Genomic DNA, 26,663 nt, shown 5'->3' with positions numbered 1-26,663 from the left:
TTAACCGATGATCCGTTTCGCTGCGCAAACGTAAACGTTCGGTAAAGGTCATTGAAACATCCGGTCACTGTCTCCATTACAGAGAGGCACCTCCTCCGACGTGGAGGAGGGCAACGTTATCCCCGGCAATCTACGAGGTCGCCATGAACAGCGAAGAACAAACCCTGATCGATGGACTGTTTTCCCGGCTGCAACAGGCCGAAACGGAAGCAGCCCCGCGCGACGCACTGGCTGAAGCGCGGATCAAGGAACACCTGACGCGCCAGCCGGCCGCAGGTTATTTCATGACCCAGGCGATTCTGGTGCAGGAGGCTGCCCTCAAGAGCCTCGACGAACAGAACAGACAACTGACTCAACAGGTCAAGCAATTGCAGGCCGAACTGCAATCGGCCAAGGCCCAGAGCGCGCCGCCGGCCTCCAGCGGTGGTGGCTTCCTGTCGAGCATCTTCGGTGGCAGCAGCCCGCGCCCGGCGCCGACCCAGAGCGCCCCGGCGTCCACCGGCGGCTGGCGTGAACCGGCTCCGCAGCAGAACTTTGGAGCGCCCACGCCGCAACAGAACTTCAGCGCGCCACCACCGGGTTATGGCCAGCAGCAAGCGGCCCCGGCGGCCGGCAGCAGCTTCCTCGGCGGCGCCCTGAAAACGGCGGCCGGTGTGGCGGGTGGCGTGATGCTGGCACAAGGCATCAGCAGCCTGTTCCATCACAACCAGCAGCCGGAAGAAATCGTCGAGGTCATCAAGGAAGAGCCGGCCCAGGTCAACGATCAGGGCAACAACGGTTGGGGCGATGATCAGCGCATGGCCAACAACGATTCCTACGGTAATGACCAGGGCGGCTTTACCGACACCGACTACAGCGATGACAACTCATCGTTCTTCGATGACGACGATTCCTTCGTCTGATCCGTCTTCCAGGCCGTGACATTGACCTGTGGGAGCGAGCCTGCTCGCGATGGCGTCCGGTCAGCCGATGTTTTCGGCGACTGAAGCGCCGCTATCGCGAGCAAGCTCGCTCCCACAGGGACAAGTCTTCTCACCATTCGTCCGGGGCGCCTGATCGCCCCGGGCCGATTATTCGCGGAACCTTCCTTCGGACTGGCATACTGAGCGCCTTTTTCGGGCCTGGTGCCTGATCCGGCTCATGCGCGTCAGCGCTCACAGGAACTCCGGTGAAAAAAATCGCAGTGTTCGCCGATGTGCAGAACCTCTACTACACCGTCCGCCAGGCCTATGGTTGCCACTTCAACTACGCGGCGCTGTGGGCGGATGTCAGCCAGCACGGGCAGATCGTCGAGGCCTACGCCTATGCGATCGACCGGGGCGACAGCAAACAGCAGCAGTTCCAGCAGATCCTGCGCAACCTCGGTTTCACCGTGAAACTCAAACCCTACATCCAGCGCAGCGACGGCTCGGCCAAGGGCGACTGGGACGTGGGCATCACCCTCGACATCATGGACGCCGCCGACCACGTCGACGAAATCGTCCTGGCCTCCGGTGATGGCGACTTCGACATGCTGCTCGAACGCATCATCAACAAACACGGCGTGCAAGCGGTGGCCTACGGCGTTCCCGGCCTGACCGCCAACTCGCTGATCCGCGCCGCCAGCCGTTATGTGCCGATCGAAGGCGCACTGCTGTTGAAAAACTGAGCGTTGCTCAAGAATTGATTTGAACGGAGTTGAACCCGGTTTGGAACGCATTGCAGTCATCGACTTTGAAACCACCGGCATCTCGCCGAGCAGCAGCTGCCGGGCCACGGAAATCGCCGTGGTCATGCTGGAAAACGGCCGCATCGTCGAGCGTTACCAGAGCCTGATGAACGCCGGCGTACGCGTCCCGGCCTTCATCGAACAACTCACCGGCATCAGCAACGCCATGCTGCGCACCGCCCCGTCGGCCGAACAGGTGATGAACGAAGTCAACGAATTCGTCGGCTGCACGCCGCTGCTGGCGCACAACGCCGCGTTCGACCAGAAGTTCTGGGACTTCGAACTGGGCCGGATCAAACGCACCCGCCTGCAGAACTTCGCCTGCTCGCTACTGCTGGCCCGCCGCCTGATGCCGGCGGCGCCGAACCACAAGCTCGGTACGCTCACGACCTTTGCCCAACTGCCGCATACCGGTCAGGCGCACAGGGCGATGGCGGATGCGGAGATGGCGGCGAACTTGATGGCACATCTGGCGGATGAGTTGCGGCACAAGCATGGGGTGCGGGAGCTATCGCACGACCTGCTGTGCAAATTGCAGAAGGTCCCGGCCGCTAAAGTCGGCGAACACCTTCAGCGCTATCGCTGATCTCGAATCCATCTAAATCTAATGTGGGAGCGAGCCTGCTCGCGAATGCGGTTTTTTCGTCGACATTTAGGCCGACTGACGCACCGCTATCGCGAGCAGGCTCGCTCCCACAGTAGGTGTTATTGCCTCAGGGTTTGCCGTTGCCCTCGATATGCCCCAACGGCACCCGCTTCTCTATCGCACTCGACAACACGATCGACGTCTTGCTGAACCCGAATTTCGCCACTCGGTTGATCAGCTCTTCCAGCTCGGTCATCGAGCCGACGGCGGCCTTCATGATCACGCACGGATCGCCCGTCACTCGAAAGCACTCGGTCAGTTGCGGAATTTTCACCAGTTCGTCGTAGACCTTTTGACTGCCGTTCTGGTGGAGGCGCAATTCGATCACGCACTGGATCGGCAAGCCGATTTTCGACAGGTCGATGTTCGCCTGATACCCGGTGATGACTCCGGCCGCTTCAAGTTTGGCCACGCGCTCGGCGACGGCGGGGGCGGAGAGGTTCACTTTGCGGGCGAGGTCGGCGTAGGACGCGCGACCGTTTTCGAGCAGGGCGCTGAGCAGCATGCGGTCGTATTTGTCCAAGGTCGGACTCCTGAAATTGCCAGACTTTCGAAATCGCGGTTTTGGTCGTCGATCTCCGTGTTTTCAAAAGTGTACCGGCGCTATAAACAGGTTTTGTAACTTATTTTTAGCGGTTGGCCTTTCTAGAATAACCAATCCACTGAGTCTGACTTTCGAGCTGCCCATGTCTGCCTTGCGCCGTTTTTCCTTGCCCTTGATCGCTGCGTTTTTTGCGTTGTACGTGATTTGGGGATCGACTTATCTGGTGATCCGCATCGGCGTCGAATACTGGCCGCCGCTGATGCTCGGCGGCGTGCGCTTCGTGATTGCCGGCACTCTGATGTACGCCTTCCTGCGCTGGCGCGGGGCACCGGCGCCGACCTGGGCGCAGTGGAAAGCGGCGGGGATCATCGGGATTCTGCTGCTCAGTTTCGGCAACGGCGCGGTGACGCTGGCCGAGCACAGCGGCGTGGCATCGGGTGTTGCTGCGCTGGCGGTGGCGACGGTGCCGCTGTTCACGTTGCTCTGCGGCTATTTCTGGGGCGCGCGTAACACCCGTCTGGAATGGGCCGGGGTGGCGATGGGGATTATCGGCATCGCGATGCTCAACATGGGCTCCAACCTGCAATCGAGCCCGCTGGGCGCGGCGCTGCTGATTTTCGCGGCGGCGAGTTGGGCGTTTGGCTCGGTGTGGAGCAAGCACCTGCCGTTGCCTCAGGGCGCGATGGCCAGTGCCGTGGAGATGTTGGTCGGCGGCGTGGTGCTGTTGATCGGCAGCGCGGCCAGCGGTGAACACCTGCAGGCCATGCCGCCGCTGGAAGGCTGGCTGGCGCTGGCGTACCTGATCTTCTTCGGTTCGATCATCGCCTTCAACGCCTACATGTATCTGTTGAAAAACGTTCGTCCGGCGGCGGCCACCAGTTATGCCTATGTGAACCCGGCGGTCGCGGTGTTGCTGGGGATCGTGTTTGTCGGCGAGACCATCGGGATCGAAGAGGCGCTGGCGATGCTGGTGATCATCGGCGCGGTGGTGCTGATCGGTCTGCCGCAGTGGCGCCGTCCACGGCAGCTGCCGGTGGTCAGCGAGCCGGCTGCCCCAACGACGGCCATAGCGACGGAGCAGCGTGGGAATTAGGGTAAACTGCGCGTCATCGCATACTTGTTTTGCACAACCGCTCTGATTTTTCCTACGGTACTCCCATGACTTTCGCCACCCTTGGCCTGATCGAACCCTTGCTGCGCTCCCTCGAGAAGCTCGGCTACCAGACCCCGACGCCGGTGCAGGCGCAAGCCATTCCGGCCGTGCTGGCCGGTCGCGACCTGATGGCCGCAGCCCAGACCGGCACCGGCAAGACCGCCGGTTTCGCCTTGCCGCTGCTGCAACTGCTGGCGATGGAAGGGCCGAAAGTCACCGCCAACTCGGTGCGGGCGCTGATTCTGGTGCCAACCCGCGAGCTGGCCGAACAAGTCCACGAAGCCGTGCGCCAGTACGCCGAAAACCTGCCATTGCGCACTTATGCGGTGTACGGCGGCGTCAGCATCAACCCGCAGATGATGAAGCTGCGCGGCGGCGTCGATCTGCTGGTGGCGACGCCGGGCCGTCTGCTCGACCTGTTCCGCCAGAACGCGCTGAAGTTCAACCAGCTGCAAACCCTGGTGCTGGACGAAGCCGACCGCATGCTCGACCTGGGCTTTTCCGAAGAGCTGGCGAACATTTACCGGGCGCTGCCGAAGAAACGTCAGACGCTGCTGTTCTCCGCAACCTTCTCCGATGACATCCGCCTGCTGGCCGGGCAGATGCTCAACGATCCGCAGAGCATCGAAGTCAGCCCGCGCAACGTGGCCGCCAACACCGTCAAGCAGTGGGTGGTGACGGTGGACAAGAAGCGCAAGCCGGAACTGTTCGTGCACCTGATGCGCAAGAACAAGTGGAAGCAGGTGCTGGTGTTTGCCAAGACCCGTAATGGTGTGGACGCGCTGGTCGAGAAACTTCAGGGCCTGGGCGTGAACGCCGACGGCATCCACGGCGACAAGCCGCAAGCGACCCGGCAGCGGGCGCTGGACCGTTTCAAACTGAGCGAAGTGCAGATTCTGGTGGCCACCGATGTTGCTGCACGTGGTCTGGATATCGAAGACCTGCCGCTGGTGGTCAACTTTGATCTGCCGATCGTCGCCGAAGATTACATTCACCGTATCGGTCGTACTGGCCGCGCGGGTTCGACCGGTGAGGCGATCTCGCTGGTGTGCGCTGATGAAGTGAACATGTTGTCGGCGATTGAAATGCTGACTCGCAGCACGTTGAAGCGTGAGGTTGAGCCGGACTTCGTGCCCGAGCACCGTGTGCCGGACACCGATGCCAGTGGTCAGGTGATCAAAAAGCCGAAGAAACCGAAAAAGCCCAAGGCTTCCGGTGGTGGCGGTGGCAAGCGCAATCTGGGCAAGTGGGTGGACAGCGGCGAGACTCAGGCGCCGGAGCCTTCGATCAAGCCTGTACGCAAGGTCCCGGTGTTCAATACCGGGCCGCGCAAGCGTAAGCCTTGATTTGAGTCGGCGGTTGTAAGGCCGCCTTCGCGAGCAAGCTCGCTCCCACATTGAGCTTCAGTGGCATGGAGATCACTTGTGGGAGCGAGCCTGCTCGCGAAAGCAGCGCGTCGGTTTCAATCTTTTCGCTGCAACCACTGCGCCATCCGAAACCCCGCCGCCCGGCCACTGGCAAAACACGCCGTCAGTAGATACCCGCCAGTCGGTGCTTCCCAATCCAACATTTCCCCTGCGCAGAACACCCCCGGCAACGCCTTGAGCATCAAGCGCTCATCCATCGCCTCGAACGTCACACCGCCCGCGCTGCTGATCGCTTCATCCAGCGGACGGGTTTTCACCAGCGTCAGCGGCAAAGCTTTGATCGCTCGGGCCAACAGCTCCGGATCAGCAAACGTCGCAGCATCAGTGAGTTCACGCAGCAACGCCGCTTTCACCCCGTCAATCCCGACCTGACTGTGCAGATGCTTGGCCATCGAGCGCGAACCCCGAGGTTTGCTCAATGCCGCCTGCAATTTATCCACAGGTCGGCCGGGCAGCAGGTCGATGTGAATGGTCGCGACACCGTGCACATTGATCGCCTCGCGAATCGGTGCCGACAACGCGTAGATCAGACTGCCCTCGATGCCGGTCGCGGTAATCACGCATTCACCCAGACGCGGAACATCGTCGTTCAAACCGATGGCGATATTTTTCAGCGGCGCGCCGGCGAATTTGTTGACCATCACTTCGCTCCAGGCCTGCACCTCGAAGCCGCAATTGCTCGGCTGTAACGGCGCCAGTCCTACGCCGCGTTGCTCCAGCGGCAGCATCCAGGCACCGTCGGAGCCCAGCCGCGACCAACTACCGCCGCCGAGGGCCAGCAATGTCGCGTCGGGGTTCAGGGTTTTCTCGCCTTCCGGGCTGTCGATGCGCAGCGCACCGTTTTCATCCCAGCCGAGCCAGCGGTGGCGGGTGTGGATAACCACGCCGCTGTCGCGCAGGCGCTTGAGCCAGGCGCGCAGCAATGGCGCGGCTTTCATGTCGGTGGGGAACACCCGGCCGGAGCTGCCGATGAAGGTTTCGATGCCCAGTTCGTGAATCCACCGGCACAGTGCATCGGCGTCGAACGCGCGCAGCAGCGGGGCGATGTTCGGGGCGCGTTCGGCGTAGCGCGAGAGGAAGGCCGGGTAGGCTTCGGAATGGGTGATGTTCATGCCGCCGACCCCGGCCAGCAGGAACTTGCGGCCCACCGAGGGCATGCCGTCGTACAGGTCGACGCGGACTCCGGCCTGACTCAGCACTTCGGCGGCCATCAGGCCGGCGGGGCCACCGCCGATGATGGCGACGTGAGCGGGAGAGGTGGCGTGAATCTGGGTCATGGCGTGCGCTGCGGTCTGACGAAATATGGCGCGCATTCTAACAGCGCAGAAACCGGGTGGGAGCGAGCTTGCTCGCGAAAGCGGTGAGTCATTCAGTTAAATGTTGAATGTACTGACGCCATCGCGAGCAAGCTCGCTCCCACAGGGATTTGTGATGATCGAAAGGTCTGATCAAAAAACAACCAGCGCGCTGCAAGCCATGCTCAGCGTGGGCTGTAGTCCCTTTCGCTCAGGTTATCCACAGGCCGTTCCACAGCCATTGTGGGTAACGCAGCACAACTCAATGACAACCGGATGACTGCCAGACGCGCTGCGCACTGTGATGCAGGATCCCGTGGCGGCGGGCCAGGGCGTGGCGATCCTTGCTGTATCCGCCGCCGATCACCCCGACTACCGGGATGTCACGGCCCAGGCAGTGGCGCATCACGCTTTCATCGCGGGCGGCAACGCCTTCGTCGGTCAGTTGTAGATAACCGAGGGCATCGTCCTTGTGTACGTCGACGCCGGCGTCGTACAGCACCAGATCCGGTTGGTACAGCGGCAGCAAATAGTTGAGCGCATCTTCGACGACTTTCAGGTAGTCGGCGTCGCCCATGCCGTTGGGCAGCGGAATGTCCCAGTCGCTTTTGGCCTTGCGTGCAGGAAAGTTCTTTTCGCAGTGCAGGGAAACGGTGATCGCTTCCGGGGTGTTGTGCAGAATCCGTGCAGTGCCGTCGCCCTGATGCACATCGCAGTCGAAGATCAGCACCCGGTTCACCCGGCCGCTCTGCAGCAGGTAGTGGCTGATGATCGCCAGGTCATTGAAGATGCAGAAGCCGGCGGGGTAGTCGTAATGGGCGTGATGGGTGCCGCCGGCGAGGTGACAGGCCAGGCCATGTTCCAGCGCTTTCTCTGCCGCGAGAATCGAACCGCCGACTGCCCGCACGGTGCGTCGCGCCAGGGCTTCGTTCCACGGCAGACCGAGGCGCCGCTGGTCTTCGCGGGACAACTCGCCGCTCATGTAGCGTTCGATATAACCGCGGTCATGGGCCAGGGCGAGAATGTCGGCAGGGCACAGTTCAGGGCGCAGCAGGTCTTCATCGCGGGTCAGGCCGCTGTCCACCAGGTGATCGCGCAGCAGGCGGAACTTGTCCATGGGGAAGCGGTGATCCGCCGGAAATTCCGGGCTGTAGTCTTCGTGGTAGATCAGCGGCAACGGCATGGTGGACTATTCATAAAGGCTGCAGGAAAGAGTGCAAAGCCTAACAGCGATGTAGACTGACGGCATCAAGCGGAGGGGCGGGATGGAACCGATACTGGAGCTGGAAAGCGCAAGGTTGCTGATGCGCCAATGGCAGGACGCGGATTTGCCGGCATTTGCGGCGATGTGCGCCGATCCGCAAGTGATGCGGTATTTTCCTGCGCCCTTGAGCCGGCTGGAAAGCGCCGCGCTGATCGGCCGGGTGCGCGGGCATTTTGCCGAGCACGGTTATGGCCTGTGGGCGCTGGAGCGCAAGGACAGCGGCGAGTTCATCGGTTTTACCGGGCTCGGCGTGGTCGGATTCGATGCGCCGTTCACTCCAGCGGTGGAAATCGGCTGGCGCCTGGCCAAGGAGCACTGGGGCCTGGGTTATGCCAGCGAAGCGGCGTGGACCGCTCTGCGTTGCGGCTTTGACCGGGTGGCGCTGAATGAAGTGGTGTCGTTCACCAGTGAGACCAATCTGCCGTCGCAGAAAGTCATGCAGGCGATCGGCATGCACCACGCCCCGCAGGATGATTTCGACCACCCGCGTCTCGCGGACGGTCACCCGTTACAGCGACATGTGTTGTACCGCATCACGAGGGAGCAGTGGCTGGAAACCTTGCATGGATAAGCAGGCGCGGACGTTTACAATGGCCGGCCCCCTGGAGGCGCCGGCCAGAACCTGAATCCCCCGCCGCAGCCAAGACTGCGCGGCATTGCTTTGTGTGAGGAGAGTCTGAATGAGCCAAGTGTTGGAAGATCTGGTGGATCTGCTGACCCTCGAACCGATCGAGGAAAACCTGTTCCGTGGTCGCAGCCAGGATCTGGGCTTTCGCCAGTTGTTCGGCGGCCAGGTGCTCGGCCAGTCGCTGTCGGCCGCCAGTCAGACCGTTGAAGAAGCGCGTCATGTGCATTCGATGCACGGTTATTTCCTGCGTCCGGGCGATGCCAAGTTGCCGGTGGTCTACTCGGTTGACCGCGTGCGCGACGGCGGCAGTTTCAGCACCCGCCGCGTGACCGCGATCCAGAAGGGCCACCCGATTTTCACTTGCAGCGCTTCGTTCCAGTACGACGAAGAAGGCTTCGAACACCAGAGCCAGATGCCGCAAGTGGTCGGCCCGGAAAACCTGCCGTCGGAGCTGGAACTGACCCAGCAACGCGCGCACCTGATCCCGGAACACATGCGCGAAAAGCTGCTGTGCCCGAAGCCGATCGAAGTGCGCCCGGTCACTGAAAAAGACCCGTACAACCCGCAACCGGCAGACCCGATCAAGTACGTGTGGTTCCGTGCCGACGGCGCGTTGGCCGACATCCCGGCGCTGCACAAATATCTGCTGGCCTACGCCTCTGACTTCGGTCTGCTGACCACCTCGATGCTGCCGCACGGCAAATCGGTCTGGCAGAAAGACATGCAGGTCGCCAGCCTCGACCACGCCTTGTGGTTCCACAATGACCTGCGCGCCGATGACTGGTTGCTCTACGCCATGGACAGTCCGTGGGCCGGCAACTCGCGCGGGTTCTCCCGTGGCAGCGTGTTCAACCGTGCCGGGCAACTGGTGGCGTCGGTGACCCAGGAAGGCCTGATCCGTCATCGCAAGGACTGGGCATGAGTCTGGCGGAGGTGCGGCACTGGGTGTTCGACATGGACGGCACCCTGACCGTCGCCGTGCACGACTTCGCGGCGATCCGCGTGGCGCTGTCGATCCCGCCGGAGGACGACATCCTCACCCACCTCGCGGCGTTGCCCGCCGATGCAGCGGCGGCGAAACACGCGTGGCTGCTGGAACATGAGCGGGATCTGGCGCTCGGCTCGACCCCGGCGGTCGGCGCGGTGGAGCTGGTGCGCGACCTGCACGCTCGGGGATATCGCTTGGGCATCCTGACCCGCAATGCGCGGGAACTGGCCCATGTCACGCTGGAGGCCATCGGCCTGGCCGACTGCTTTGCGGTGGAGGATGTGCTGGGCCGCGATGAAGCACCGCCAAAACCGCATCCGGGTGGCCTGCTGAAACTGGCCGAGGCCTGGCAAGTGCCGGCGAGCGAGATGGTGATGGTCGGCGATTACCGCTTCGACCTCGATTGCGGTCGGGCGGCGGGCACGCACACGGTGCTGGTGAACCTGCCGGATAATCCGTGGCCGGAGCTGACCGACTGGCATGCGAAGGATTGTGTGGAGTTGCGACGGATGTTGTTCGCTTGAAAAAAAACGGGGGCTTGGGCCCCCGTTTTTTATTGCTCGAACAGTGCTTTCTGGCCTTCCGGCGAGGTCAGCATGCCGTCGCCGTTATGGCCGACGCCGGGCACTTCGATCAGTCGCTGATTCACCCCTTCAGGGTGACGACGCAGCAAGTAACCGAAAAACAGCTTCCCGCGCTCCAGTCGATAAGCTCCCTGGGCTTTGGCGGCGCAGCTCTTGTCCAGCGCCGGGTGTTGCGGGTCGGTGTCCTGCTGGCCCAGCAGATAAATCACCTCGCGTTTGACGTAACGGCCTTCAAGCTGCGCGGGCGTTTGCCCACCCGAGTAGATCGGCGGATCCATCAGACCGTACTTCCACCGGTTGAAACCCGGGCACTTCGCGTGATCGAAGGCCACCGGGCGTTGCTCATTGAAGTAGGCGTACGACGACGGGTTGGCCACCACGTAACGCAAGCGAATGCCTTCGGCCTTGAGCGCCGGTTGTTCCTGGGCCAGCAGCGCATAACGCTGCACCACCTGGGCACCGCCGGAGTGACCGAAGATCACGATCTGCTTCACGTCCGGAAACTGCTTGCGATCGCTCAGCCGCCCGACGATTTCGTCCAGTGCGGCGTAGGAACTCAGCGGGTTCGGCCCTGTGGATAACCCGCCGCCCATCCACTCGTTACCTTGCCAGCGCAGCACACTGGCGGGTAACGAGTAGAGCGGCACATCGCTTTCGTTGAGAAACTGCGGGGCGATCACCAGGGTGTTGGCGGTTTGCCCGGCCAGTTCTGCCGCGACTTCGCCGCTTTTGCGATAGGTCTCGGCGTTGCGCAGGCGGCCATGAATGACGATCAGCACGCGCTCGATTTTCGCCGGCGCCGGGCCGATGCCCACCGCCATTTCGCCGGCCTGCAATTGCAGGCGCCCGGGACTGATTGCGTCGACGCCGGCCGCTTGGGCGGTGCCGCCGATGAACAGTAAAGCCAACAGCCATTTATGCATTTACAGGTTTTTCGCCGCAAAGGTATCGCACTGGCCGACCTGGCCCTGGGCGAATCCGGTTTTGAACCAGCGCACCCTTTGCGCCGACGTACCGTGAGTAAACGAGTCCGGCACCACACGGCCCTGACCCTGTTGTTGCAGGCGATCATCACCGATGGCGTTCGCCGCGTTCAAGGCTTCTTCGATGTCGCCCGGTTCCAGCCAGTTCAGACGCTTCTGCGCGTTGTAGGCCCAGACCCCGGCCAGACAATCGGCTTGCAGTTCCTGACGCACCAGCAGTCCGCCGTCACCTTCCATCTGCCGGCCTTGCTGGCGGGCTGCCTGAATTTTCGCCGAGACGCCGAGCAGCGTCTGCACATGGTGTCCGACTTCGTGAGCGATCACGTAGGCCTGGGCGAAGTCGCCGGCGGCTTTGAAGCGCTGGGCCATTTCCTGGAAGAACGCCATGTCCAGATAGACCTTCTGGTCCGCGGGACAATAGAACGGGCCGGTGGCCGAGGTCGCCAGACCACAGGCGGAATTGACCCGATTGCTGAACAGCACCAGGGTCGGGTCCTTATATTGCCGGCCGGCTTGCTGGAAGATCGCGCCCCAGGTGTCTTCGGTGTCGCCAAGGATCGAGCGCACGAATTCGGCCTGCTCATCATTGGCCGGCGGTGCCTGACGGGTTTGCGAAGTGGGGGCCGATTGTTCGGTCATCTGCCCGGTGAGCTGGCCGAGGATCTGCAGCGGGTCCTGCCCGGTGATCCAGCCGATACCGACAATCAGCAGGATCGCCCCGAGGCTCAGGCCCTTGCCGCCGCCAAAGCGCATACCGCCACCACCGCCCATATCATCGCCACGGGCATCGACGACGTTGTCACTGCGTCGGCCTTTTTTCCATAGCATGTGGGAATCCTCTTTCTGATCGTGGTGATGAGTGTTGCTGGTGTGTGAGTGTGGCGCCAGTCCGGTCGTCCGTCTATTCGCACACACGCACACACGCACACACGCACAAAGGCCCGGCCTCGGGGGGACGAGGTCGGGCCTGTTATTGACGAGCACGAGCGCCGGGAATTCAATTCGCCGGCGGATTTCTTTCGCCGGGTCAGGTGTCAGCGGTCGAAGGCATCCCACACTGGCGCAAAGTCCGGGCTGACCTGACGTTCGCGCTTGGACAACCCGGCGATCAACGCCCGGTCGTCATCGTCCAGTTCGACCTTCAATGACTCCAGGTTGGCCAGTTGATTGGTCTTGCTACTGGCCTTGGGAATCGCCGCGACGTTGTCCTGATCCAGCAGCCACTTCAGCGCGACCTGAGTCGGCAGCACGCCGTGTTTTTCGGCTATCTGCTGAATCTGAGGAACCTCCGAGACCTTGTTGCGTGCCAGCGGCGTGTAGGCCGTCAGTGCCAGATCATGTTGACGGGCGTAGTCGAGCAGGGCGTTTTGTCCGAGCAGGACGTGGTACTCGACCTGGATGGCTGACAGAGGGATGCCGTATTCCTCGACGACATTGCGCAGCAGCGGCAGCGGAAAATTCGCTACGCCAATGTTGCGAGCCAGACCTTGCTCCTTGAAAGATGCGAGGGTTTCAAGGGTGCGGGGCAAGTCCCAGCCGGTGGTCGGCCAATGGATCATGAACAGGTCGACGTACTCGCTGCGCAAGGCCTTGAGGCTGCGATCCAGCGAGTGACGCATGGCGTCCGGTTGCAACTGGTCCCACCAGACCTTGGTGGTGACGTGAATCTGCTCGCGGGGTGTCGGCGTCTTCGCCAGGGCTTGTCCGACTGCGTCTTCGTTGTTGTAGGCCGCTGCCGTGTCGATGTGGCGGTAACCGAGTTCCAGCGCTTGCTCCACGGCGCGGGTGCATTCGTCGCCGAGCATCGGCCAGGTGCCGAGGCCGAGTTTTGGCAGGTTCAGTCCTTGTCTGTTAACGATGTGCTGCATGGTCGATCTCCTGTTCGAATGCCGTGACGCCCGCCATGTGCCGGGCTGCGATGTAACCGAAAGTCAGCGCCGGGCCGAGGTTGATCCCGCCCGCCGGATAATGCCCGCCCATGATGCTGGCCATGTCGCCACCGGCGGCGTAGAGCCCGGCGATGGGCCGGTCATTGGCGTCGAGCACTTGCGCGTGCGGGTTGACCTTGAGCCCGGCGAAGGTGCCGAAGCAGCCCGGCTGCACCTTCACCGCGTAGAACGAGCCTTGTTCGATAGGCGCCACGCACGGGTTGGGCTGTTGCGCGGGATCACCCTGTTTGCGGTTGTACGGGGTCGAGCCGCGACCGAACAGCGGGTCTTCGCCGTGCCGGGCATGGTGGTTGTAGTCATGGAGAGTGGCGCGTAAACCGTTCGGGTCGATGCCGCATGCGGTGGCCAACTCTTCAAGGGTATTGCCGGTTTTCAGATAGCCGCTGCGGATAAAACCTGACACCGGAACCGGAAACGGCCGAGACATGCCGAGCCCGTAACGACGCTGGAAAGCGCGGGTGCAAATCAACCAGGACGCAACCTCTTCGCCTTCAGGGGCGGCGGCGACCATGGCGCTGACGTAGTCGTAATAGCCGTTGGCTTCGTTGACGAAGCGCTGGCCGTTGCGCAGCACGCCGATGACGCCCGGTTTGCCGCGTTCGATGATGTGCGGGAAATGGCCGATGCTGCCGTCGGAATGCGGCACTTGCGAGACCGGCGCCCACGCCACGGGCGAGGCCACATCGGTGTTGACCCGGCCCCCGACGGTTTCACCCAGTCGCAGACCGTCGCCATTGACTGCCAGCGGAGGCAGCGCCCAATGTTCATGACCGGTGGGCGTGCGAGGGAGCAAGGCCTTGCGCCGCTCGATGTCATTGGCGAACCCGCCGGCCGCGAGCACCACGGCTTTGCGGGCATGGACAGTGACCGGGCCTTTTGCGGTGTTCACGCGAGCGCCGGTGATACGTGATTCGTCGCGCAGCAGTTCCGTCACTGGCGCCGATTCCCACAGCAATACACCGAGGTCTTCGGCGGACTTCGCCAGCCGTGCCACCAGCGCCACGCCGTTGACCAGTTGCATTGCCCGGCCGTGCAGCGCCAGGTCCAGCAGATGGCGAGTGAAACGCCGGGTCACGTGCCAGGCCGCCGACAACGAGCGGGTCAGGTTGAGAAACGCCGACAGGTCCGCACCGGCCATGATCGGCATGCCCATGAACGATGTTTCGCGCATGGTTGTGCGAAGACGCTTGAGCAGGCGCCCGACCTTTCGTCCGTCATAGGGAGCGGCAATCACCGAGCGTCCGCCGGTGCCGGCGCCCGGTGTTTCGCCGTGGATGTCGGCGATGGCGTTGCCGTCGGCAAATTGCAGGGCAGTGTGTTGTTCGAAGAACGCCACCATGCGCGGGCCGGCCTCAAGGAAGGCGTCGATCATGGCCGGGTCGTAATGCTCGCCGAGTTCGTGGCGCAGATAGGTGCGCGGCAATTCCACGTCTTCCACGATCCCGGCGCGCCGGGCCAGCGGATTGCACGGCACCCAGGCCCAGCCACCGGACCACGCGGTGGCGCCGCCGAACACCGGATCCTTTTCCACCACGATGACCTTCAAGCCATGCCAGGCGGCGGTGACGGCGGCCGACAAACCGGCGGCGCCGGAGCCGACCACCAGAACGTCGCAGTCGATATCGGGAATGGCAGACATCAGCAAGGGCTCCAGCAATCGATTGTTTTTAGAATCATGTTCCAGAAAATAACCAGTGCGGGCGAAGCAGATCAACCGACTGACACGCAAAGTGGGCGGTTATCGGACGCCGGGTTCCAGATTTCGCATTCCTTGGGATGTCTTCTAGAATCGGCGAAATTTCACCGAGAGCGCACCATGGCCGGCAGTCAAATCGAACGGGTTTTCAGCGTGCTGGAAAGCCTCACCAGTGATCCGCGCGGGCTGCCGATGCAGACCCTGGCCGAGCAACTGAACATTCCGAAGAGCGCGACGCACCGCTTGCTCGCCGAGCTGATCCGTCTGGGTTACGTGCGGCAGAATTCGGAAACGTTGCGCTATCACCTGTCGACCAAACTGGTTGCGATGGGCTTCCAGTACCTGTCGAGCAGCGGCGCCGACATCGTGCAGCCGGTGCTCGATCGGCTGGCCCAGGAAACCGGTGAGCTGGTGCGTCTGGGAGTAATCGACGGCGAGCGCCAGACCTGGATCGCCAAGGCTCAGGGCGCCCGCACCGGTCTGCGTTACGACCCGGACATGGGCCGCGATGCGCCGTTGTTCTACACCGCATCGGGCCATGCGTGGCTGGCGTGCATGAGCGACGCGGAGGCGTTGTCGCTGGTTGAGCGCCAAGGGGCGGAAGTGCCGGTGGATATCGGGCCCAACGCGCCGCGCTCCAATATTGAACTGCTCGAACGCCTGCGCGTGGCCCGGGAACAGGGTTATGCCTGTGTGGAAGAAAGCTCGGCGGTGGGCACTTCGGCAATTGCCGCGGTGGTGAAACATCCCGCCGATGGCCGGGTGATTGGCGTGCTCAGCATCGCCGGTCCAAGCGCCCGGATGCCGGGGGCGCGATTGCATGAACTGGCGCCGCTGTTGCTGACCTTTACCGAGGAGTTGTCGGCGGCCAGCCTGGCCTCGGAGTTGTTTGTGTAGGCAAAGCTGTGCGCTGTTCGCCCACTTTTCAATCGGGCGGGTGTGAGAATCTGGAACCGGGTTCTAAATTGTTGATGGAGTGAGTTTTCCCACAACAATCACAAGAGGATCGCACCTTGAACCCGCCCCTTCGAATCGCCCTGATCGGCGCCGGCAACATGGGCCAGCAACATTACCGGCACATGAAACATCTCACTGAGGCCACGTTATGCGCCGTGGCCGATCCCGGCCCTCAGGCACCGGCCCTGGCGGCGGAGTGGGGTGTGGCGTATTTCGCCGATCACCGTCAGATGCTGGAGCAGAACCGGCCAGACGCCGTGATCGTCGCCAATCCGAATAATCAGCACGTCAGCACTGCGCTGGATTGCCTGGCCGCTGGTGTTCCGGTGTTGCTGGAAAAACCGGTGGGCGTATACCTGGATGAAGCGCGGGAACTGGTGGCAGCGGTGAAGCGCAGCGGCGTGCCGGTGCTGGTCGGCCATCATCGGCGCCACAATCCATTGATCGTGCGTGCCCATGAGTTGGTCAAGGAGGGAGCATTGGGACGGCTGACCCTGGTGACTGCGTTGTTCCAGCTGCGTAAGCCTGACCAGTATTTCGAAACCGCGTGGCGGCGCGAAGCCGGTGCCGGAATGCTGCTGACCAATCTGATCCACGACCTCGATCTGCTGCGTCATCTTTGCGGCGAAGTGCGTTCGGTGCAGGCGTACACCGACTGTTCGGTGCGAGGTTTCGCCAATGAGGACAGCGCGGCGATCCTGCTGCAATTCGACGGCGGAGCGCTGGGCAGCCTGACCGGTTCCGATGCGGTGGCGGCTCCATGGAGCTGGGAGTTGAACTCAGGGGAGAATCCGGTCTATCCACGACAGGCCGATCAGCCTTGTTACTTGCTGGCGGGAACGGCCGGGGCCTTGAGCATTCCGCAACTCAAACGCTGGCATTACCGCGCCGATCAGGTGGACGCCGGTTGGCATGAACCGCTGCTGTCGGTCGGCGAACCGTTCACCCCTGACGAAGCCCTGCGATTGCAGTTGCAGCATTTCGTCCGCGTGGCGCGACGGGAAGTCGAACCGCTGGTGAGTGCCGCCGATGCTGCCCGCACCCTGGCGCTGGTCGAGGCCATCCGTGAAGCAGCGGTCAGCGGTCGCGCCACCGAACCTGCGCAGATCGAGGCCTGAACATGAGCGAGCGAATTCTGTCCCTGGCCAGCCTGACCGTGCTGGAGTTGTCGCCACCCGAGATGGTCGAAGTCGCGGCCCGTGCCGGTTACAGCCATGTCGGCCTGCGTCTGGAGCCGGCGACACCCGAGGAATATCACTTCCCGTTGGTAGCCGATGGCGATTTGCGGCGTCAGACACTGGCGCGTTTGCGTGACACCGGAATCGGCGTGCTCGACGTGGAAATCCTGCGTTTGAAACCGCAGACAGTGGTCGCGGATTTCGAGCAGCTGCTGAGCGTCGGCGCGGAGTTCGGCGCCAGCGAATTGCTGGTCGCCGGTAACGATCCTGACGAACAGCGGCTCACCGATAATTTTGCGGCACTCTGCGATCTGGCGGCGGCCTACGGTTTGCACCCGCATCTTGAGTTCATGCCCTGGACCGATGCGCGCAATCTCGAGCAAGCGTTGCGCATCGTCGATAACGCCGGGCGCGAAAACGGGGCGGTGCTGGTCGATGCCTTTCACTTCGACCGTTCCGGATCGCGGCTGGAAGATCTGACCGGTGTGCCGGCCTCGCGGCTGCGCTACGCACAGTTGTGCGATGTTGCCGGGCCGAGGCCGACGGACATGGCCGAGATCTTGCGTCAGGCCCGCAATGAACGACGGTTTCCCGGCGAGGGCGATTGTGACTTGATCGGCTTGTTGCGCAGTCTTCCGGCTAACCTTCCCCTGAGTCTGGAAATTCCCACCCTCAAATTGCTGGAGCAAGGCGTGAGTGGTTTGCAGCGGGCGCAAATGGCAATCGACCGGACGCGGGAATTGTTGGCCCGGCTTTAAGTCTGCTCCAAGGGGCGAGGGCGCACGCGTCCTCGTCACCGTTTATTTTTCATTCAGAGAGAGCCAATGACCGTCAGCACTCCGCTTTCCGGCGTCAACCAACCCTTCAAGGGGATCTTGCTGATTGTCGTGGCAACCTTCCTGTTCTCCAGCCACGACGCGCTGTCGAAATACCTTTCGGGGTTTTATCCGATCGCCATGGTGGTGTGGGCTCGGTATCTGGTGCACACGCTGCTGATGGCGGGGATTTTCCTGCCGCAGTCCGGGCTGCGAGTGCTGCGCACCAAACGTCCGTTGTGGCAGTTGGCGCGGGCGTTGTGCCTGTTGGGCACCAGCCTGTTTTTCACTACGGCGTTGCTGTACATCCCGCTGGCCGAGGCCACGGCGGTCAACTTTCTTGCGCCGGTGCTGGTGACGGCGCTGTCGGTGCCGTTGCTTAAGGAACGGGTGACGCGCGGTCAGTGGATCGCGGTGGTGTGCGGGTTCATCGGTGTCCTGATCATCGTCCATCCGGGCGGTGATTTGTTCACTCCGGCGATTCTCTTGCCGTTCTGTTCGGCGCTGTTTTTCTGCTTCTATCAGTTGCTCACCCGCAAGCTCGCGGAAATCGACAGCCCGACCACCAGCAACTTTTTCGCCGGGTTGTGCAACACGCTGGTGATGAGTGCGCTGGTGCCGTTCTTCTGGCAGGTGCCGAGCCTGGGGCATGCGTTGTTGATGCTGGCGCTGGGCAGTTGCGGAATGACCGCGCACCTGTTTCTGACCCAGGCGTTCCGCCATGCTGCGCCGGCGTTACTGGCGCCGTTCGGCTATTGCCAGATCGTGTTTGCGGGGTTGTTGGGCTGGTTGCTGTTTGCGCACACGCCGACCCTGATGACGGTGATCGGGATCGCAGTGATCTGTTGCAGTGGACTGGCGGCAGCGTGGCAGCAGAGCCGGCGCTGAAAGGCACTGTGGGAGTGAGCTTGCTCACGAAGGCGGTGTGTCATTCAACGTCAGTGCTGAATGTCAGTCCGCATTCGCGAGCAAGCTCGCTCCCACAAGGAAGGGCAGGTTACTCGGTGACGGTAGGAATTTTGCGCGGTGCCATGAAGTACATCCAGGTCAGCGCGACGAAGTACATCGCCGGAATCAGGGTGAACAACACGGTGTAGTTGTTGTTGGTGACGGTCAGGATATGGCCGACGATCTGGGTCATGAACATCCCGCCGATCGCCGCGCACATGCCGCCGAAACCGAACACTGTGCTCATCATGTGCTTGGGCGTGTAGTCCATCACCAGGCTCCAGATGTTCGCCGTCCAGGCCTGATGCGCACCGATGGCCAGGGAGATCGCAGCCACCGCGACCCACAGATTGGCGGAACCGGCCGCCATGACCACGCCGATGATGCAGCAGGCAAACAGGAACATCGACAGCAGCCGCGCCTTGATCGAGTTCATGCCGCGACCGATCAGGAACGAAGACAGAATCCCGCCGCCCACGCTGCCGAAGTCGGCGGTGACGTAGATGATGATCAGCGGAATGCCCATCTGGGTGACGTTGATGCCCAGGTTGTATTGCTGATTGAGAAACGGCGGCAGCCAGTACAGGTAGAACCAGAACACCGGGGCAGTCAGCGAGTAGGCGAGGGCGAAGGCCCAGGTGCCGCGCATGCGCAGGATTTTCGAGAACGGCACGCGGGCCTGTTCCGGTTCGACTTCTTTCTGGATGTAGTCCAGTTCCGACTGTTTGACGCTCGGGTGATCTTCCGGGTTGAAATACTTCAGGCCCCAGAACAGCAGCCAGATCCCGCCCAGTGCCGACATGCACAGGAACGCAGCCTGCCAGCCCCACACGTGAAGAATCAGCGGCAGCAGCATCGGGGTGAACATCGCGCCGACGTTGGTGCCGGCGTTGAAGATGCCGGTGGCCACGGCGCGCTCGCCGGCCGGGAACCACAGGCGCGTGGTCTTCACGCAAGCCGGGTAGTTGGCCGCTTCGGTCAGGCCGAGGATGAACCGGCAGACCATGAAGCCCACCGCCGAGGTCGCCAGGCCGTGGGCGCCGGTGGCCAGGCTCCAGAGTAGCACCGCGCAGAAGAACACGCGTTTGACGCCGACCCGGTCGATCAGCCGTCCTTGCAGCACGAAGCCGATCGCGTAGCCGACCTGAAACCAGAAGTTGATGTTGGCGTAGTCCATCGCCGTCCAGCTCATTTCCTTGGCGAGGATCGGCTGCATGACGCCGAGGGCGGCGCGGTCGATGTAGTTCAGGGTGGTGGCGAAAAACACCAGCGCCAGCATGCCCCAACGGGTCTTGCCGACGGCCATGGCGCCGCGGATCTTGTCGCCGATGCCACCCGTGGCAGTGCTCATGGCCGGAGCCATGCGGGAAGTCTGTGAAGGAATCATGTGTTCCACCCGTTTTTGGATTTGTTATTTGGTGTGCTTTTTTTGTGCACGCTGCGACCGGTGGTTCAGTTCCGGACTCAAGGTGAGATGGATGTTGGGCAGTGGACGAAAAATCGTCAATTCGCCAAACCGGCATTGTGTTCGATAATCGCACGCAAAACTAACCGGGTAGTACACTTTAAATTGCTCAATGATAAACCGGGACCAATAATTCGCTCACCCTATAAAAGCGGCGCAATTTTCATAGCCGACGTCTCCACCGGGAGTTGAAACATGCAGCGATCCATTGCCACCGTTTCCTTGAGCGGAACCCTGCCGGAAAAACTCGAAGCCATTGCCGCCGCCGGGTTCGACGGGGTGGAGATCTTCGAGAACGATCTTCTGTATTACGACGGCAGCCCCCGGGAGATTCGGCAGATGTGCGCCGATCTCGGTATCGCCATCACGCTGTTCCAGCCGTTCCGCGATTTCGAAGGCTGCCGCCGCGATCGCCTGGAGCGCAATCTGGAGCGGGCCGAGCGCAAGTTCGACCTGATGCAGGAACTGGGCACCGACCTGGTGCTGGTCTGCAGCAACGCCTCCCCCGACAGTATCGGCGAGCAACAGATCCTCATCGACGACCTGCGCCTGCTGGCCGAACACGCAGGCGCCCGTGGCTTGCGCATCGGTTATGAAGCGCTGGCCTGGGGCCGTCACGTCAATACTTATCAACAGGTCTGGGACATCGTGCGTCAGGCCGATCACCCGGCACTCGGCGTGTTGCTCGATAGCTTCCACACCTTGTCGCTGAAGGGCGATCCACGGGCGATTGCCGAGATTCCCGGCGACAAGATTTTCTTCGTGCAGATGGCCGACGCGCCGATCCTGGCGATGGACGTGCTGGAGTGGAGCCGGCATTTCCGCTGCTTCCCGGGGCAGGGTGAATTCGATCTGCCGGGCTTCCTCGCGCCGATCATCCAGAGCGGCTACACCGGGCCGTTGTCGCTGGAAATCTTCAACGACGGCTTCCGCGCCGCGCCGCCTCGGGCCAATGCCGCCGACGGTCTGCGTTCGCTGCTGTATCTGGAAGAGAAAACCCGCCAGCGCCTGGAGCAGGAAATCCGTCCTGTGGATAACCGTGAAATCCTCTTCGAAACGCCGAAGGCCAGCGAATACAACGGCATCGAGTTTCTTGAGTTTGCCGTGGATGAAAGCCTGGGCGCCAAACTGTCGAACTGGCTGGAGCGGCTGGGTTTCGTCAAGGCCGGCCAGCATCGTTCCAAGAGCGTCAGCCTGTTGCGCCAGGGCGATATCAACCTGATCCTCAACTCTGAACCCTATTCGTTCGGCCACAGCTTTTTCGAGGCCCACGGCCCGTCGCTGTGCGCCACCGCCGTGCGGGTCAAGGACAGCGCCAGCGCGCTGGCCCGGGCGGTCGCCTATAAAGGTCAGCCGTATCGCGGACTGGTCGGCCCCAACGAACTGGAGCTGGCGGCGGTGCGAGCGCCGGACGGCAGCCTGATTTATCTGGTGGATCAGGAGGCGGATGTCTACGGCACCGACTTCAATCTGCTGCCGGGTGCTGTGGCGCGCGGCGGTCTCAAGCGTATCGATCACATGGCCATGGCACTCCCGGCGGACAGCCTCGACAGTTGGGTGCTGTTCTACAAGAGCCTGCTGGATTTTGAGGCCGATGACGAAGTGGTGCTGCCCGATCCGTACGGTCTGGTGAAGAGTCGCGCGCTGCGTAGCCGCGACAGTTCGATCCGTCTGCCGCTGAACATTTCCGAGAACCGCAACACCGCGATCTCACACGCGTTGTCGAGTTATCGCGGTTCCGGGGTGCATCACATCGCCTTCGATTGCGACGATATCTTCGCCGAAGTCAGCCGGGCGAAAGAGGCGGGCGTGCCGCTGCTGGACATCCCGCTGAACTATTACGACGACCTGGCGGCGCGCTTCGATTTCGATGACGAGTTTCTCAGCGAGCTGGCGTATTACAACGTGCTGTACGACCGCGACGCGCAGGGCGGTGAGTTGTTCCACGTTTACACCGAGCCGTTCGAAGGGCGTTTCTTCTTCGAGATCATCCAGCGCAAGAACGGTTACGCCGGTTATGGCGCGGCCAACGTCGCGGTGCGACTGGCGGCGATGGCCAAATCACGCAGTGGCGCCGTTCGCCAGGCGAAGTTGTAGGAATTTCGTAAACGCGGGATTAAACACGGGCTGCGCGGCTTCCTTCACCGGGGCGCGCGGCCCATAATCGCCAGCCTGTGCAGTGATGGCCGTGAGCCCGCAATGACGATGACTTCAGAACTTTCCGCAGCCCCCGTTTCATCAGCGGTAGAGCCGCGCAAGAGTCGCAAGAACAACCCGGAAAAGACTCGCGAGAATATCCTGCAGGAGGCGATCGTCGAGTTCGTCCAGCAGGGTCTGTCCGGTGCTCGCGTCGATGCGATCGCCGAGCGCATTCACACCTCCAAGCGCATGATCTATTACTACTTCGGCAGCAAGGAGCAGTTGTACGTCGAGGTGCTGGAGAAACTCTACGGCGATATCCGCAGCACCGAAAACCGCCTGCACCTGGCCGAATTGCCGCCGGTGGAAGCGATCCGGCGTCTGGTGGAATTCACCTTCGACCACCACGATCGCAACGTCGATTTCGTGCGGATCGTCAGCATCGAAAACATTCACAACGCCGAGTACGTGAAGCGCTCCGACGCGATCAAGGCGATGAACAACACCATCCTCGATTCCCTGGGCGAGATTTTGCGTCGCGGAGCTGAAGAAGGGGTGTTCCGCGCCGGGCTCGACGCGCTGGACGTGCATCTGTTGATCAGTTCTTTCTGCTTCTATCGCGTATCGAACCGCCACACATTCGGTGAGATCTTTCAGATCGACCTGCCGGACGAAAGCATCAAGCAGCGTCATCGCGAGATGATTTGCGAGTCGGTGCTGCGTTACTTGCAGGCGTGATGGCGTCCTTTGTGGGAGCGAGCTTGCTCGCGAAAGCGGTGTGTCAGACAACACATGCATTGGCTGACGGTAAGCCTTCGCGAGCAAGCTCGCTCCCACAGGGAGCAGAGGTGCGATTCAACCATTCATGCTTTGAAAATGCGCGAGCATTCGCTGCGCATCCGGCACTTTGCCGCTGAACAGCTCAAACGCCTTCACTGCCTGAAACACCGCCATGTTGCCGCCATCCAGGGTTCGGCAACCCAGGGCGCGGGCGTTGCGCAGCAATTCCGTTTCCAGCGGGAAATACACGATCTCCGCTACCCACAACTCGGGTCGCAGCAACTCCGTCGGCACGGGCATGCCCGGCAGTTTGGCCATGCCCATCGGCGTGGTGTTTACAAGGCCATTCGCCTGACTCAGTGTGCTCGCCAGATCATGCCCGGCAACCGCCCGGCCAGCGCCGAAATGCTGGTTGAGGTTGTTGGCTAGGCTTTCGGCCCGCTCCACGTCCACATCAAAAATGCTCAGTTGTTGTACGCCTTCGCTCAACAAGGCGTGGGCTACTGCCGCGCCTGCGCCACCGGCGCCCATCTGGACTACACGTTCGCGGGCGACGTCTGGCAGGCCGCGACGAAATCCTTCGGCGAAACCCAGGCAATCGGTGTTGTGGCCGACGCGTTTGCCGTCCTTCAGCACCACCGTGTTCACGGCGCCGATGCCTCGGGCTTCGGGAGACAGCTCATCGAGCAGCGGGATGATTGCCTGCTTGCACGGGAAGGTGATGTTCAGCCCGGTGTAATTCATGCGTTCGGCGGCCAGCAGCAGGTCGGGCAGGGCGTTGCTGTCCAGTTGCAGTTGATCGAGATCGATCAAGCGGTACAGATAACGCAGGCCCTGTTCGTCACCTTCGTGTTCATGCAGCGCCGGGGTGCGGGAGGCCTGGATGCCGGCGCCGATCAGCCCGGCGAGTATCACGTTGTTGCGATTCATGCGGATCACCCCTTCAGCCGCTGGCTGAAATGTTCCAGGGCCAGTCGATAACCGTGGCTGCCGAAGCCGCACATCACGGCCGTTGCGATGGCCGAGACGAAGGAGTGGTGACGGAACGGTTCGCGGGCATGGACGTTGGACAGGTGCACTTCGATCACCGGCAATTCGCTGGCGACCAGGGCATCGCGAATCGCTACCGAGGTGTGCGTCCAGGCGGCCGGGTTGATCACGATGCCGGCGCAGCGCTGGCGGGCGCCGTGAATCCAGTCGAGCAATTCGCCTTCGTGGTTGGTCTGGCGAAACTCCACGGCCAGGCCGAACTCTTCGGCGGCGCGCCCGCACAGGGCAGAGATGTCGGCCAGAGTTTCGTGACCGTAGGTCGCCGGCTCACGGGTGCCGAGCAGGTTCAGGTTCGGGCCGTTGAGCACCAGAACGATAGGGGGCATGGGTGCAAACTCCACTTATTGTTTTTGGCTTGGGTCGAGGGTTTCGACCTGTGGAGTTAAATTGTACTAGATGGTTACTTTAATCAATTGCTCCGCATCGACAGTCCGGTTTTGTGTGCGGTGATCGCACACTGTGCAATTCAGTGCGGCAATTGCTCGACCAGAAAATCGATGAAAGCCCTGACGCGCAGCGGCATGTGGCGATTCTGCGGGTACAGCAGCGTGAACGGCCGCGACCGTCCGCTGTAGGGTTTGAGCACTTCTATCAGCGAGCCGTCGGCCAGTTCTTTTTCGACGATGAAACGATAGGTCTGGAACAACCCGGCGCCGTGCCTGGCCAGGGTCACGCCACCGAGCACGTCGTCGGAACAGCAGAAATTGCCCTCGGCGAGGATCTCCCGTGGCGCATCCTCGTCATAAAACAGCCAGGTGATCCGCCGCCCACTGCTGGGCAATTCGTACTGGATGCACTCGTGCTGTTCGAGGTCCTCGAGGGTCTGCGGCGTGCCGGCGCGTTTCAGGTAATCGGGGCTGGCGACCATCACCAGCGCCGCGTCTTCCAGATGGCGGGCGATCAGGCCGGAATCGGGAATCGCCCGCACGCGGATCGCCATGTCGTAACCCTCGCCGACGAAGTCGATGTTGCGGTTGCTGATGTGCATGTCGACCTTCACCTGCGGGAAGCGTGCGCGAAAGGCCGGCAGCAGCGGCAGGATCCGATGATGGGCGTAGGTCGTAGGAATACTGATACGCAGGGTGCCGGACGGTTCCTGCTGCTGGCCCATGACTTCCCGTTGCGCCTCGACCAGTTGCGCCAGCGCCTGGCTGCATTCTTCGTAGTAGCGCCGGCCAATGTCGGTCAGTTTCACACTGCGGGTGGTGCGTGCAAACAGCCGCACGCCCAGGCGTTCCTCCATGCGTGACACTGATCGGCTCACCGCTGCTGGCGTCACCGAAGCCGCCTGTGCCGCGCCGGTGAAACTGCCGCATTCGGCGGCCAGGCAAAACAACTCGATGCTGCCCAGCTGAAGATCGTCGAAGTGTCGCTGCATGATTGATTACACCGGGGAATGGGTCTTCGTATGTAGCAAATGCACGGCCGCTGCGAAAGAACTGCTTACCATTTTGCGCGGGGCTTTCCTGAATCCCGCACTAGGCTCGAAAACGTAATGACCATTTGAGGCAGCAATGCCGATGGTCGGAATTGTCAGGGAATGGCAGTTTTCGAAACTCTTTAACCTAACGGATGGGTTAGCATGAAAGTGTGCAGTTACAAGGGATTGTCGGTGGTGATCATGTTGCGAGACGAACATTGCCCTCCCCATGCGCATGTCGATTCAGGTGCATGGAGTGCCCGCTTCAAATTCAGCTTCTGGCACAACGGCGTGGAGTTATGGGATGTGGTGCCGCTGTCGCGTCGGCCACCGATTGCAGTGCTTGAGGGGTTGCGCCAATCGCTGCGTGAAACTGTTCATCTGCGGCGGGCTCGCCGGATCTGGTGGACTCGTTTGCAGACGGCGTGTCTCGATAACCAATGGTGGGACGGTGACTCGAACGAAGTGGCCGTCATGCGCGAAGTCACCGGAGCAACCTTCAGAATCGGATCGGCGTATTACGAACCAGAAGAAAACAAAACCCTGCTGGCCCTGGTTGGTGCTCAGGAAGGTGTGGAGATCGAACTATGAAAACAGTAAAAGCCGGTTTGCATGCTGATCGACCGGTTACGGAAACGCGTCTCGATGAAGCTGTCGATCGCGGGGGGCTGCGCCGTCGCAGCAGCCTGCAGGCCGTGTCGGTGGCCTTTCAGAAACCCTGTCTGGTGATTCACTTCGAGGACGACAGTGGCGTGCTGCTGCCAGTGAATCTCTACCGTGAATTCGATGATTTCGAACCGGACGACTTCAACGGGTTGAACGTAGGCTTTGCCGGCACCGCGCTGTGCCACGACGGCAAGGATCTGCAGGTTTCCATCGCCGGCATGATCTCGGCCAGTCAGCCATTGATGGCCATGGCAGCCTCGGTGATCGCCTCCCGCAATGGTCGCCAGAGTAGCACTGCGAAAGCTGAAGCCGCACGGGCCAACGGCAGGAAGGGCGGGCGCCCGCGCAAGATCGATCCCGTGCAATGAACAGGCACAAAA

General features: G+C 61.9%; 27 protein-coding genes. 16 read left to right on the top strand and 11 right to left on the bottom strand.

Going from position 1 to position 26,663, the window contains the following annotated elements:
- Positions 1-143 precede the first annotated feature (143 nt).
- From N8H71_RS10510 to N8H71_RS10500, 3 genes are all read left to right on the top strand, one after another.
- On the top strand, positions 144-902 hold the full coding sequence (locus N8H71_RS10510) for a DUF2076 domain-containing protein (protein ID WP_262193935.1): 759 nt from the start codon (positions 144-146) through the stop codon (positions 900-902).
- 266 nt (positions 903-1,168) lie between these two features.
- Entirely contained in the window at positions 1,169-1,648 is a 480-nt protein-coding gene (locus N8H71_RS10505) for an NYN domain-containing protein (protein WP_007958730.1), read from the top strand.
- Between the two features lie 40 nt (positions 1,649-1,688).
- Entirely contained in the window at positions 1,689-2,294 is a 606-nt protein-coding gene (locus N8H71_RS10500) for a 3'-5' exonuclease (RefSeq protein ID WP_085655028.1), read from the top strand.
- Positions 2,295-2,421: 127 nt separating this feature from the next.
- On the opposite strand, the gene N8H71_RS10495 is transcribed toward N8H71_RS10500, so the two are convergent.
- Complete coding sequence (locus tag N8H71_RS10495) at positions 2,422-2,877, bottom strand: Lrp/AsnC family transcriptional regulator (RefSeq protein WP_119430106.1); 456 nt, start codon at positions 2,875-2,877, stop codon at positions 2,422-2,424.
- Between the two features lie 163 nt (positions 2,878-3,040).
- Between N8H71_RS10495 and yedA the strand changes: the two genes are divergently transcribed.
- Both yedA and N8H71_RS10485 read left to right on the top strand, forming a co-directional pair.
- Positions 3,041-3,991 (top strand): drug/metabolite exporter YedA, encoded by a 951-nt coding sequence (yedA, locus tag N8H71_RS10490; protein ID WP_127800056.1) that lies wholly within the window; start codon positions 3,041-3,043, stop codon positions 3,989-3,991.
- A 65-nt stretch (positions 3,992-4,056) separates the two neighbouring features.
- Complete coding sequence (locus tag N8H71_RS10485; RefSeq protein ID WP_007958742.1) at positions 4,057-5,397, top strand: DEAD/DEAH box helicase; 1,341 nt, start codon at positions 4,057-4,059, stop codon at positions 5,395-5,397.
- A gap of 116 nt (positions 5,398-5,513) precedes the next feature.
- Here N8H71_RS10485 and N8H71_RS10480 read toward each other — a convergent pair whose 3' ends face one another.
- Together N8H71_RS10480 and N8H71_RS10475 are read right to left on the bottom strand one after the other, a co-directional pair.
- Positions 5,514-6,755 (bottom strand): TIGR03862 family flavoprotein, encoded by a 1,242-nt coding sequence (locus N8H71_RS10480; protein ID WP_262193933.1) that lies wholly within the window; start codon positions 6,753-6,755, stop codon positions 5,514-5,516.
- Positions 6,756-7,035: 280 nt separating this feature from the next.
- Positions 7,036-7,956 carry a histone deacetylase family protein gene (locus N8H71_RS10475; protein ID WP_262193932.1) on the bottom strand — a complete coding sequence of 307 codons (921 nt, stop codon included), beginning with the start codon at positions 7,954-7,956 and terminating at the stop codon, positions 7,036-7,038.
- An 82-nt stretch (positions 7,957-8,038) separates the two neighbouring features.
- Between N8H71_RS10475 and N8H71_RS10470 the strand changes: the two genes are divergently transcribed.
- The 3 genes from N8H71_RS10470 to N8H71_RS10460 all read left to right on the top strand — a co-directional run bounded on the left by N8H71_RS10470 (position 8,039) and on the right by N8H71_RS10460 (position 10,177).
- A complete protein-coding gene (locus N8H71_RS10470; RefSeq protein WP_262193931.1) occupies positions 8,039-8,608 on the top strand; it encodes a GNAT family N-acetyltransferase in 570 nt (189 codons plus the stop codon).
- Between the two features lie 109 nt (positions 8,609-8,717).
- Positions 8,718-9,587: an acyl-CoA thioesterase II gene (gene tesB, locus N8H71_RS10465; RefSeq protein WP_039771793.1), complete on the top strand. Its 870-nt coding sequence runs from the start codon at positions 8,718-8,720 to the stop codon at positions 9,585-9,587.
- Entirely contained in the window at positions 9,584-10,177 is a 594-nt protein-coding gene (locus N8H71_RS10460) for an HAD family hydrolase (protein WP_262193929.1), read from the top strand. The genes tesB and N8H71_RS10460 overlap by 4 nt, the downstream gene beginning before the upstream one ends.
- 29 nt (positions 10,178-10,206) lie before the next feature.
- Here the strand turns inward: N8H71_RS10460 and N8H71_RS10455 are convergent, their stop codons facing one another.
- The 4 genes from N8H71_RS10455 to N8H71_RS10440 all read right to left on the bottom strand — a co-directional run bounded on the left by N8H71_RS10455 (position 10,207) and on the right by N8H71_RS10440 (position 14,808).
- Positions 10,207-11,160: an alpha/beta hydrolase gene (locus N8H71_RS10455; RefSeq protein ID WP_262193928.1), complete on the bottom strand. Its 954-nt coding sequence runs from the start codon at positions 11,158-11,160 to the stop codon at positions 10,207-10,209.
- Positions 11,161-12,048, bottom strand: coding sequence for a KPN_02809 family neutral zinc metallopeptidase (ypfJ, locus tag N8H71_RS10450; RefSeq protein WP_207984009.1), 888 nt, complete (start codon positions 12,046-12,048; stop codon positions 11,161-11,163).
- 206 nt (positions 12,049-12,254) lie between these two features.
- Positions 12,255-13,088, bottom strand: a complete 834-nt coding sequence (locus N8H71_RS10445) for an aldo/keto reductase (protein ID WP_262193927.1) — start codon at positions 13,086-13,088, stop codon at positions 12,255-12,257.
- The gene (locus N8H71_RS10440; RefSeq protein WP_262193926.1) at positions 13,072-14,808 is read right to left on the bottom strand and encodes an FAD-dependent oxidoreductase; all 1,737 of its coding nucleotides are present in this window, start codon (positions 14,806-14,808) and stop codon (positions 13,072-13,074) included. The genes N8H71_RS10445 and N8H71_RS10440 overlap by 17 nt, the downstream gene beginning before the upstream one ends.
- Positions 14,809-14,985: 177 nt before the next feature.
- On the opposite strand from N8H71_RS10440, the gene N8H71_RS10435 reads away from it, so the two are divergent.
- From N8H71_RS10435 to N8H71_RS10420, 4 genes are all read left to right on the top strand, one after another.
- Positions 14,986-15,762, top strand: coding sequence for an IclR family transcriptional regulator (locus N8H71_RS10435; protein WP_262193925.1), 777 nt, complete (start codon positions 14,986-14,988; stop codon positions 15,760-15,762).
- A gap of 116 nt (positions 15,763-15,878) precedes the next feature.
- Complete coding sequence (locus N8H71_RS10430; protein ID WP_262193924.1) at positions 15,879-16,940, top strand: Gfo/Idh/MocA family protein; 1,062 nt, start codon at positions 15,879-15,881, stop codon at positions 16,938-16,940.
- Between the two features lie 2 nt (positions 16,941-16,942).
- The gene (locus tag N8H71_RS10425) at positions 16,943-17,758 is read left to right on the top strand and encodes a sugar phosphate isomerase/epimerase family protein (RefSeq protein ID WP_262193923.1); all 816 of its coding nucleotides are present in this window, start codon (positions 16,943-16,945) and stop codon (positions 17,756-17,758) included.
- Between the two features lie 66 nt (positions 17,759-17,824).
- Positions 17,825-18,703 carry a DMT family transporter gene (locus N8H71_RS10420; RefSeq protein ID WP_262193922.1) on the top strand — a complete coding sequence of 293 codons (879 nt, stop codon included), beginning with the start codon at positions 17,825-17,827 and terminating at the stop codon, positions 18,701-18,703.
- Positions 18,704-18,812: 109 nt separating this feature from the next.
- On the opposite strand, the gene N8H71_RS10415 is transcribed toward N8H71_RS10420, so the two are convergent.
- Entirely contained in the window at positions 18,813-20,150 is a 1,338-nt protein-coding gene (locus tag N8H71_RS10415) for an MFS transporter (RefSeq protein ID WP_262193921.1), read from the bottom strand.
- A gap of 273 nt (positions 20,151-20,423) precedes the next feature.
- Here N8H71_RS10415 and quiC point away from each other — a divergent pair, with 273 nt between their 5' ends.
- Positions 20,424-22,325 carry a 3-dehydroshikimate dehydratase QuiC gene (gene quiC / locus N8H71_RS10410; RefSeq protein WP_262193920.1) on the top strand — a complete coding sequence of 634 codons (1,902 nt, stop codon included), beginning with the start codon at positions 20,424-20,426 and terminating at the stop codon, positions 22,323-22,325.
- Between the two features lie 102 nt (positions 22,326-22,427).
- On the top strand, positions 22,428-23,105 hold the full coding sequence (locus N8H71_RS10405; RefSeq protein ID WP_262193919.1) for a TetR/AcrR family transcriptional regulator: 678 nt from the start codon (positions 22,428-22,430) through the stop codon (positions 23,103-23,105).
- 117 nt (positions 23,106-23,222) lie between these two features.
- Here the strand turns inward: N8H71_RS10405 and N8H71_RS10400 are convergent, their stop codons facing one another.
- The 3 genes from N8H71_RS10400 to N8H71_RS10390 all read right to left on the bottom strand — a co-directional run bounded on the left by N8H71_RS10400 (position 23,223) and on the right by N8H71_RS10390 (position 25,575).
- On the bottom strand, positions 23,223-24,077 hold the full coding sequence (locus tag N8H71_RS10400) for a shikimate dehydrogenase (protein WP_262193918.1): 855 nt from the start codon (positions 24,075-24,077) through the stop codon (positions 23,223-23,225).
- Between the two features lie 5 nt (positions 24,078-24,082).
- Positions 24,083-24,523: a type II 3-dehydroquinate dehydratase gene (gene aroQ / locus N8H71_RS10395; RefSeq protein WP_011336043.1), complete on the bottom strand. Its 441-nt coding sequence runs from the start codon at positions 24,521-24,523 to the stop codon at positions 24,083-24,085.
- A 140-nt stretch (positions 24,524-24,663) separates the two neighbouring features.
- A complete protein-coding gene (locus tag N8H71_RS10390) occupies positions 24,664-25,575 on the bottom strand; it encodes a LysR family transcriptional regulator (protein WP_262193917.1) in 912 nt (303 codons plus the stop codon).
- Between the two features lie 204 nt (positions 25,576-25,779).
- Between N8H71_RS10390 and N8H71_RS10385 the strand changes: the two genes are divergently transcribed.
- The gene (locus N8H71_RS10385) at positions 25,780-26,208 is read left to right on the top strand and encodes a hypothetical protein (protein WP_039771768.1); all 429 of its coding nucleotides are present in this window, start codon (positions 25,780-25,782) and stop codon (positions 26,206-26,208) included.
- Entirely contained in the window at positions 26,205-26,651 is a 447-nt protein-coding gene (locus tag N8H71_RS10380; protein WP_262193916.1) for a hypothetical protein, read from the top strand. The genes N8H71_RS10385 and N8H71_RS10380 overlap by 4 nt, the downstream gene beginning before the upstream one ends.
- Positions 26,652-26,663 lie beyond the last annotated feature (12 nt).

The sequence above is a fragment of the Pseudomonas koreensis genome (assembly GCF_025447595.1).
Taxonomy (GTDB): Bacteria; Pseudomonadota; Gammaproteobacteria; order Pseudomonadales; family Pseudomonadaceae; genus Aquipseudomonas; species Aquipseudomonas koreensis_H.
Note: the sequence above shows the minus strand (reverse complement) of the source record. Positions and strands in the feature narration are given on the sequence as shown.

Coding starts and splice junctions, on each gene's coding strand:
- N8H71_RS10510 (WP_262193935.1), top strand. CDS start 144: ATGAACAGCGAAGAACAAACCCTGATCGATGGACTGTTTTCCCGGCTG.
- yedA (WP_127800056.1), top strand. CDS start 3,041: ATGTCTGCCTTGCGCCGTTTTTCCTTGCCCTTGATCGCTGCGTTTTTT.
- N8H71_RS10485 (WP_007958742.1), top strand. CDS start 4,057: ATGACTTTCGCCACCCTTGGCCTGATCGAACCCTTGCTGCGCTCCCTC.
- N8H71_RS10480 (WP_262193933.1), bottom strand. CDS start 6,755: ATGACCCAGATTCACGCCACCTCTCCCGCTCACGTCGCCATCATCGGC.
- N8H71_RS10475 (WP_262193932.1), bottom strand. CDS start 7,956: ATGCCGTTGCCGCTGATCTACCACGAAGACTACAGCCCGGAATTTCCG.
- N8H71_RS10470 (WP_262193931.1), top strand. CDS start 8,039: ATGGAACCGATACTGGAGCTGGAAAGCGCAAGGTTGCTGATGCGCCAA.
- tesB (WP_039771793.1), top strand. CDS start 8,718: ATGAGCCAAGTGTTGGAAGATCTGGTGGATCTGCTGACCCTCGAACCG.
- N8H71_RS10460 (WP_262193929.1), top strand. CDS start 9,584: ATGAGTCTGGCGGAGGTGCGGCACTGGGTGTTCGACATGGACGGCACC.
- N8H71_RS10455 (WP_262193928.1), bottom strand. CDS start 11,160: ATGCATAAATGGCTGTTGGCTTTACTGTTCATCGGCGGCACCGCCCAA.
- ypfJ (WP_207984009.1), bottom strand. CDS start 12,048: ATGCTATGGAAAAAAGGCCGACGCAGTGACAACGTCGTCGATGCCCGT.
- N8H71_RS10445 (WP_262193927.1), bottom strand. CDS start 13,088: ATGCAGCACATCGTTAACAGACAAGGACTGAACCTGCCAAAACTCGGC.
- N8H71_RS10440 (WP_262193926.1), bottom strand. CDS start 14,808: ATGTCTGCCATTCCCGATATCGACTGCGACGTTCTGGTGGTCGGCTCC.
- N8H71_RS10435 (WP_262193925.1), top strand. CDS start 14,986: ATGGCCGGCAGTCAAATCGAACGGGTTTTCAGCGTGCTGGAAAGCCTC.
- N8H71_RS10425 (WP_262193923.1), top strand. CDS start 16,943: ATGAGCGAGCGAATTCTGTCCCTGGCCAGCCTGACCGTGCTGGAGTTG.
- N8H71_RS10420 (WP_262193922.1), top strand. CDS start 17,825: ATGACCGTCAGCACTCCGCTTTCCGGCGTCAACCAACCCTTCAAGGGG.
- N8H71_RS10415 (WP_262193921.1), bottom strand. CDS start 20,150: ATGATTCCTTCACAGACTTCCCGCATGGCTCCGGCCATGAGCACTGCC.
- quiC (WP_262193920.1), top strand. CDS start 20,424: ATGCAGCGATCCATTGCCACCGTTTCCTTGAGCGGAACCCTGCCGGAA.
- N8H71_RS10405 (WP_262193919.1), top strand. CDS start 22,428: ATGACGATGACTTCAGAACTTTCCGCAGCCCCCGTTTCATCAGCGGTA.
- N8H71_RS10400 (WP_262193918.1), bottom strand. CDS start 24,077: ATGAATCGCAACAACGTGATACTCGCCGGGCTGATCGGCGCCGGCATC.
- aroQ (WP_011336043.1), bottom strand. CDS start 24,523: ATGCCCCCTATCGTTCTGGTGCTCAACGGCCCGAACCTGAACCTGCTC.
- N8H71_RS10390 (WP_262193917.1), bottom strand. CDS start 25,575: ATGCAGCGACACTTCGACGATCTTCAGCTGGGCAGCATCGAGTTGTTT.
- N8H71_RS10385 (WP_039771768.1), top strand. CDS start 25,780: ATGAAAGTGTGCAGTTACAAGGGATTGTCGGTGGTGATCATGTTGCGA.
- N8H71_RS10380 (WP_262193916.1), top strand. CDS start 26,205: ATGAAAACAGTAAAAGCCGGTTTGCATGCTGATCGACCGGTTACGGAA.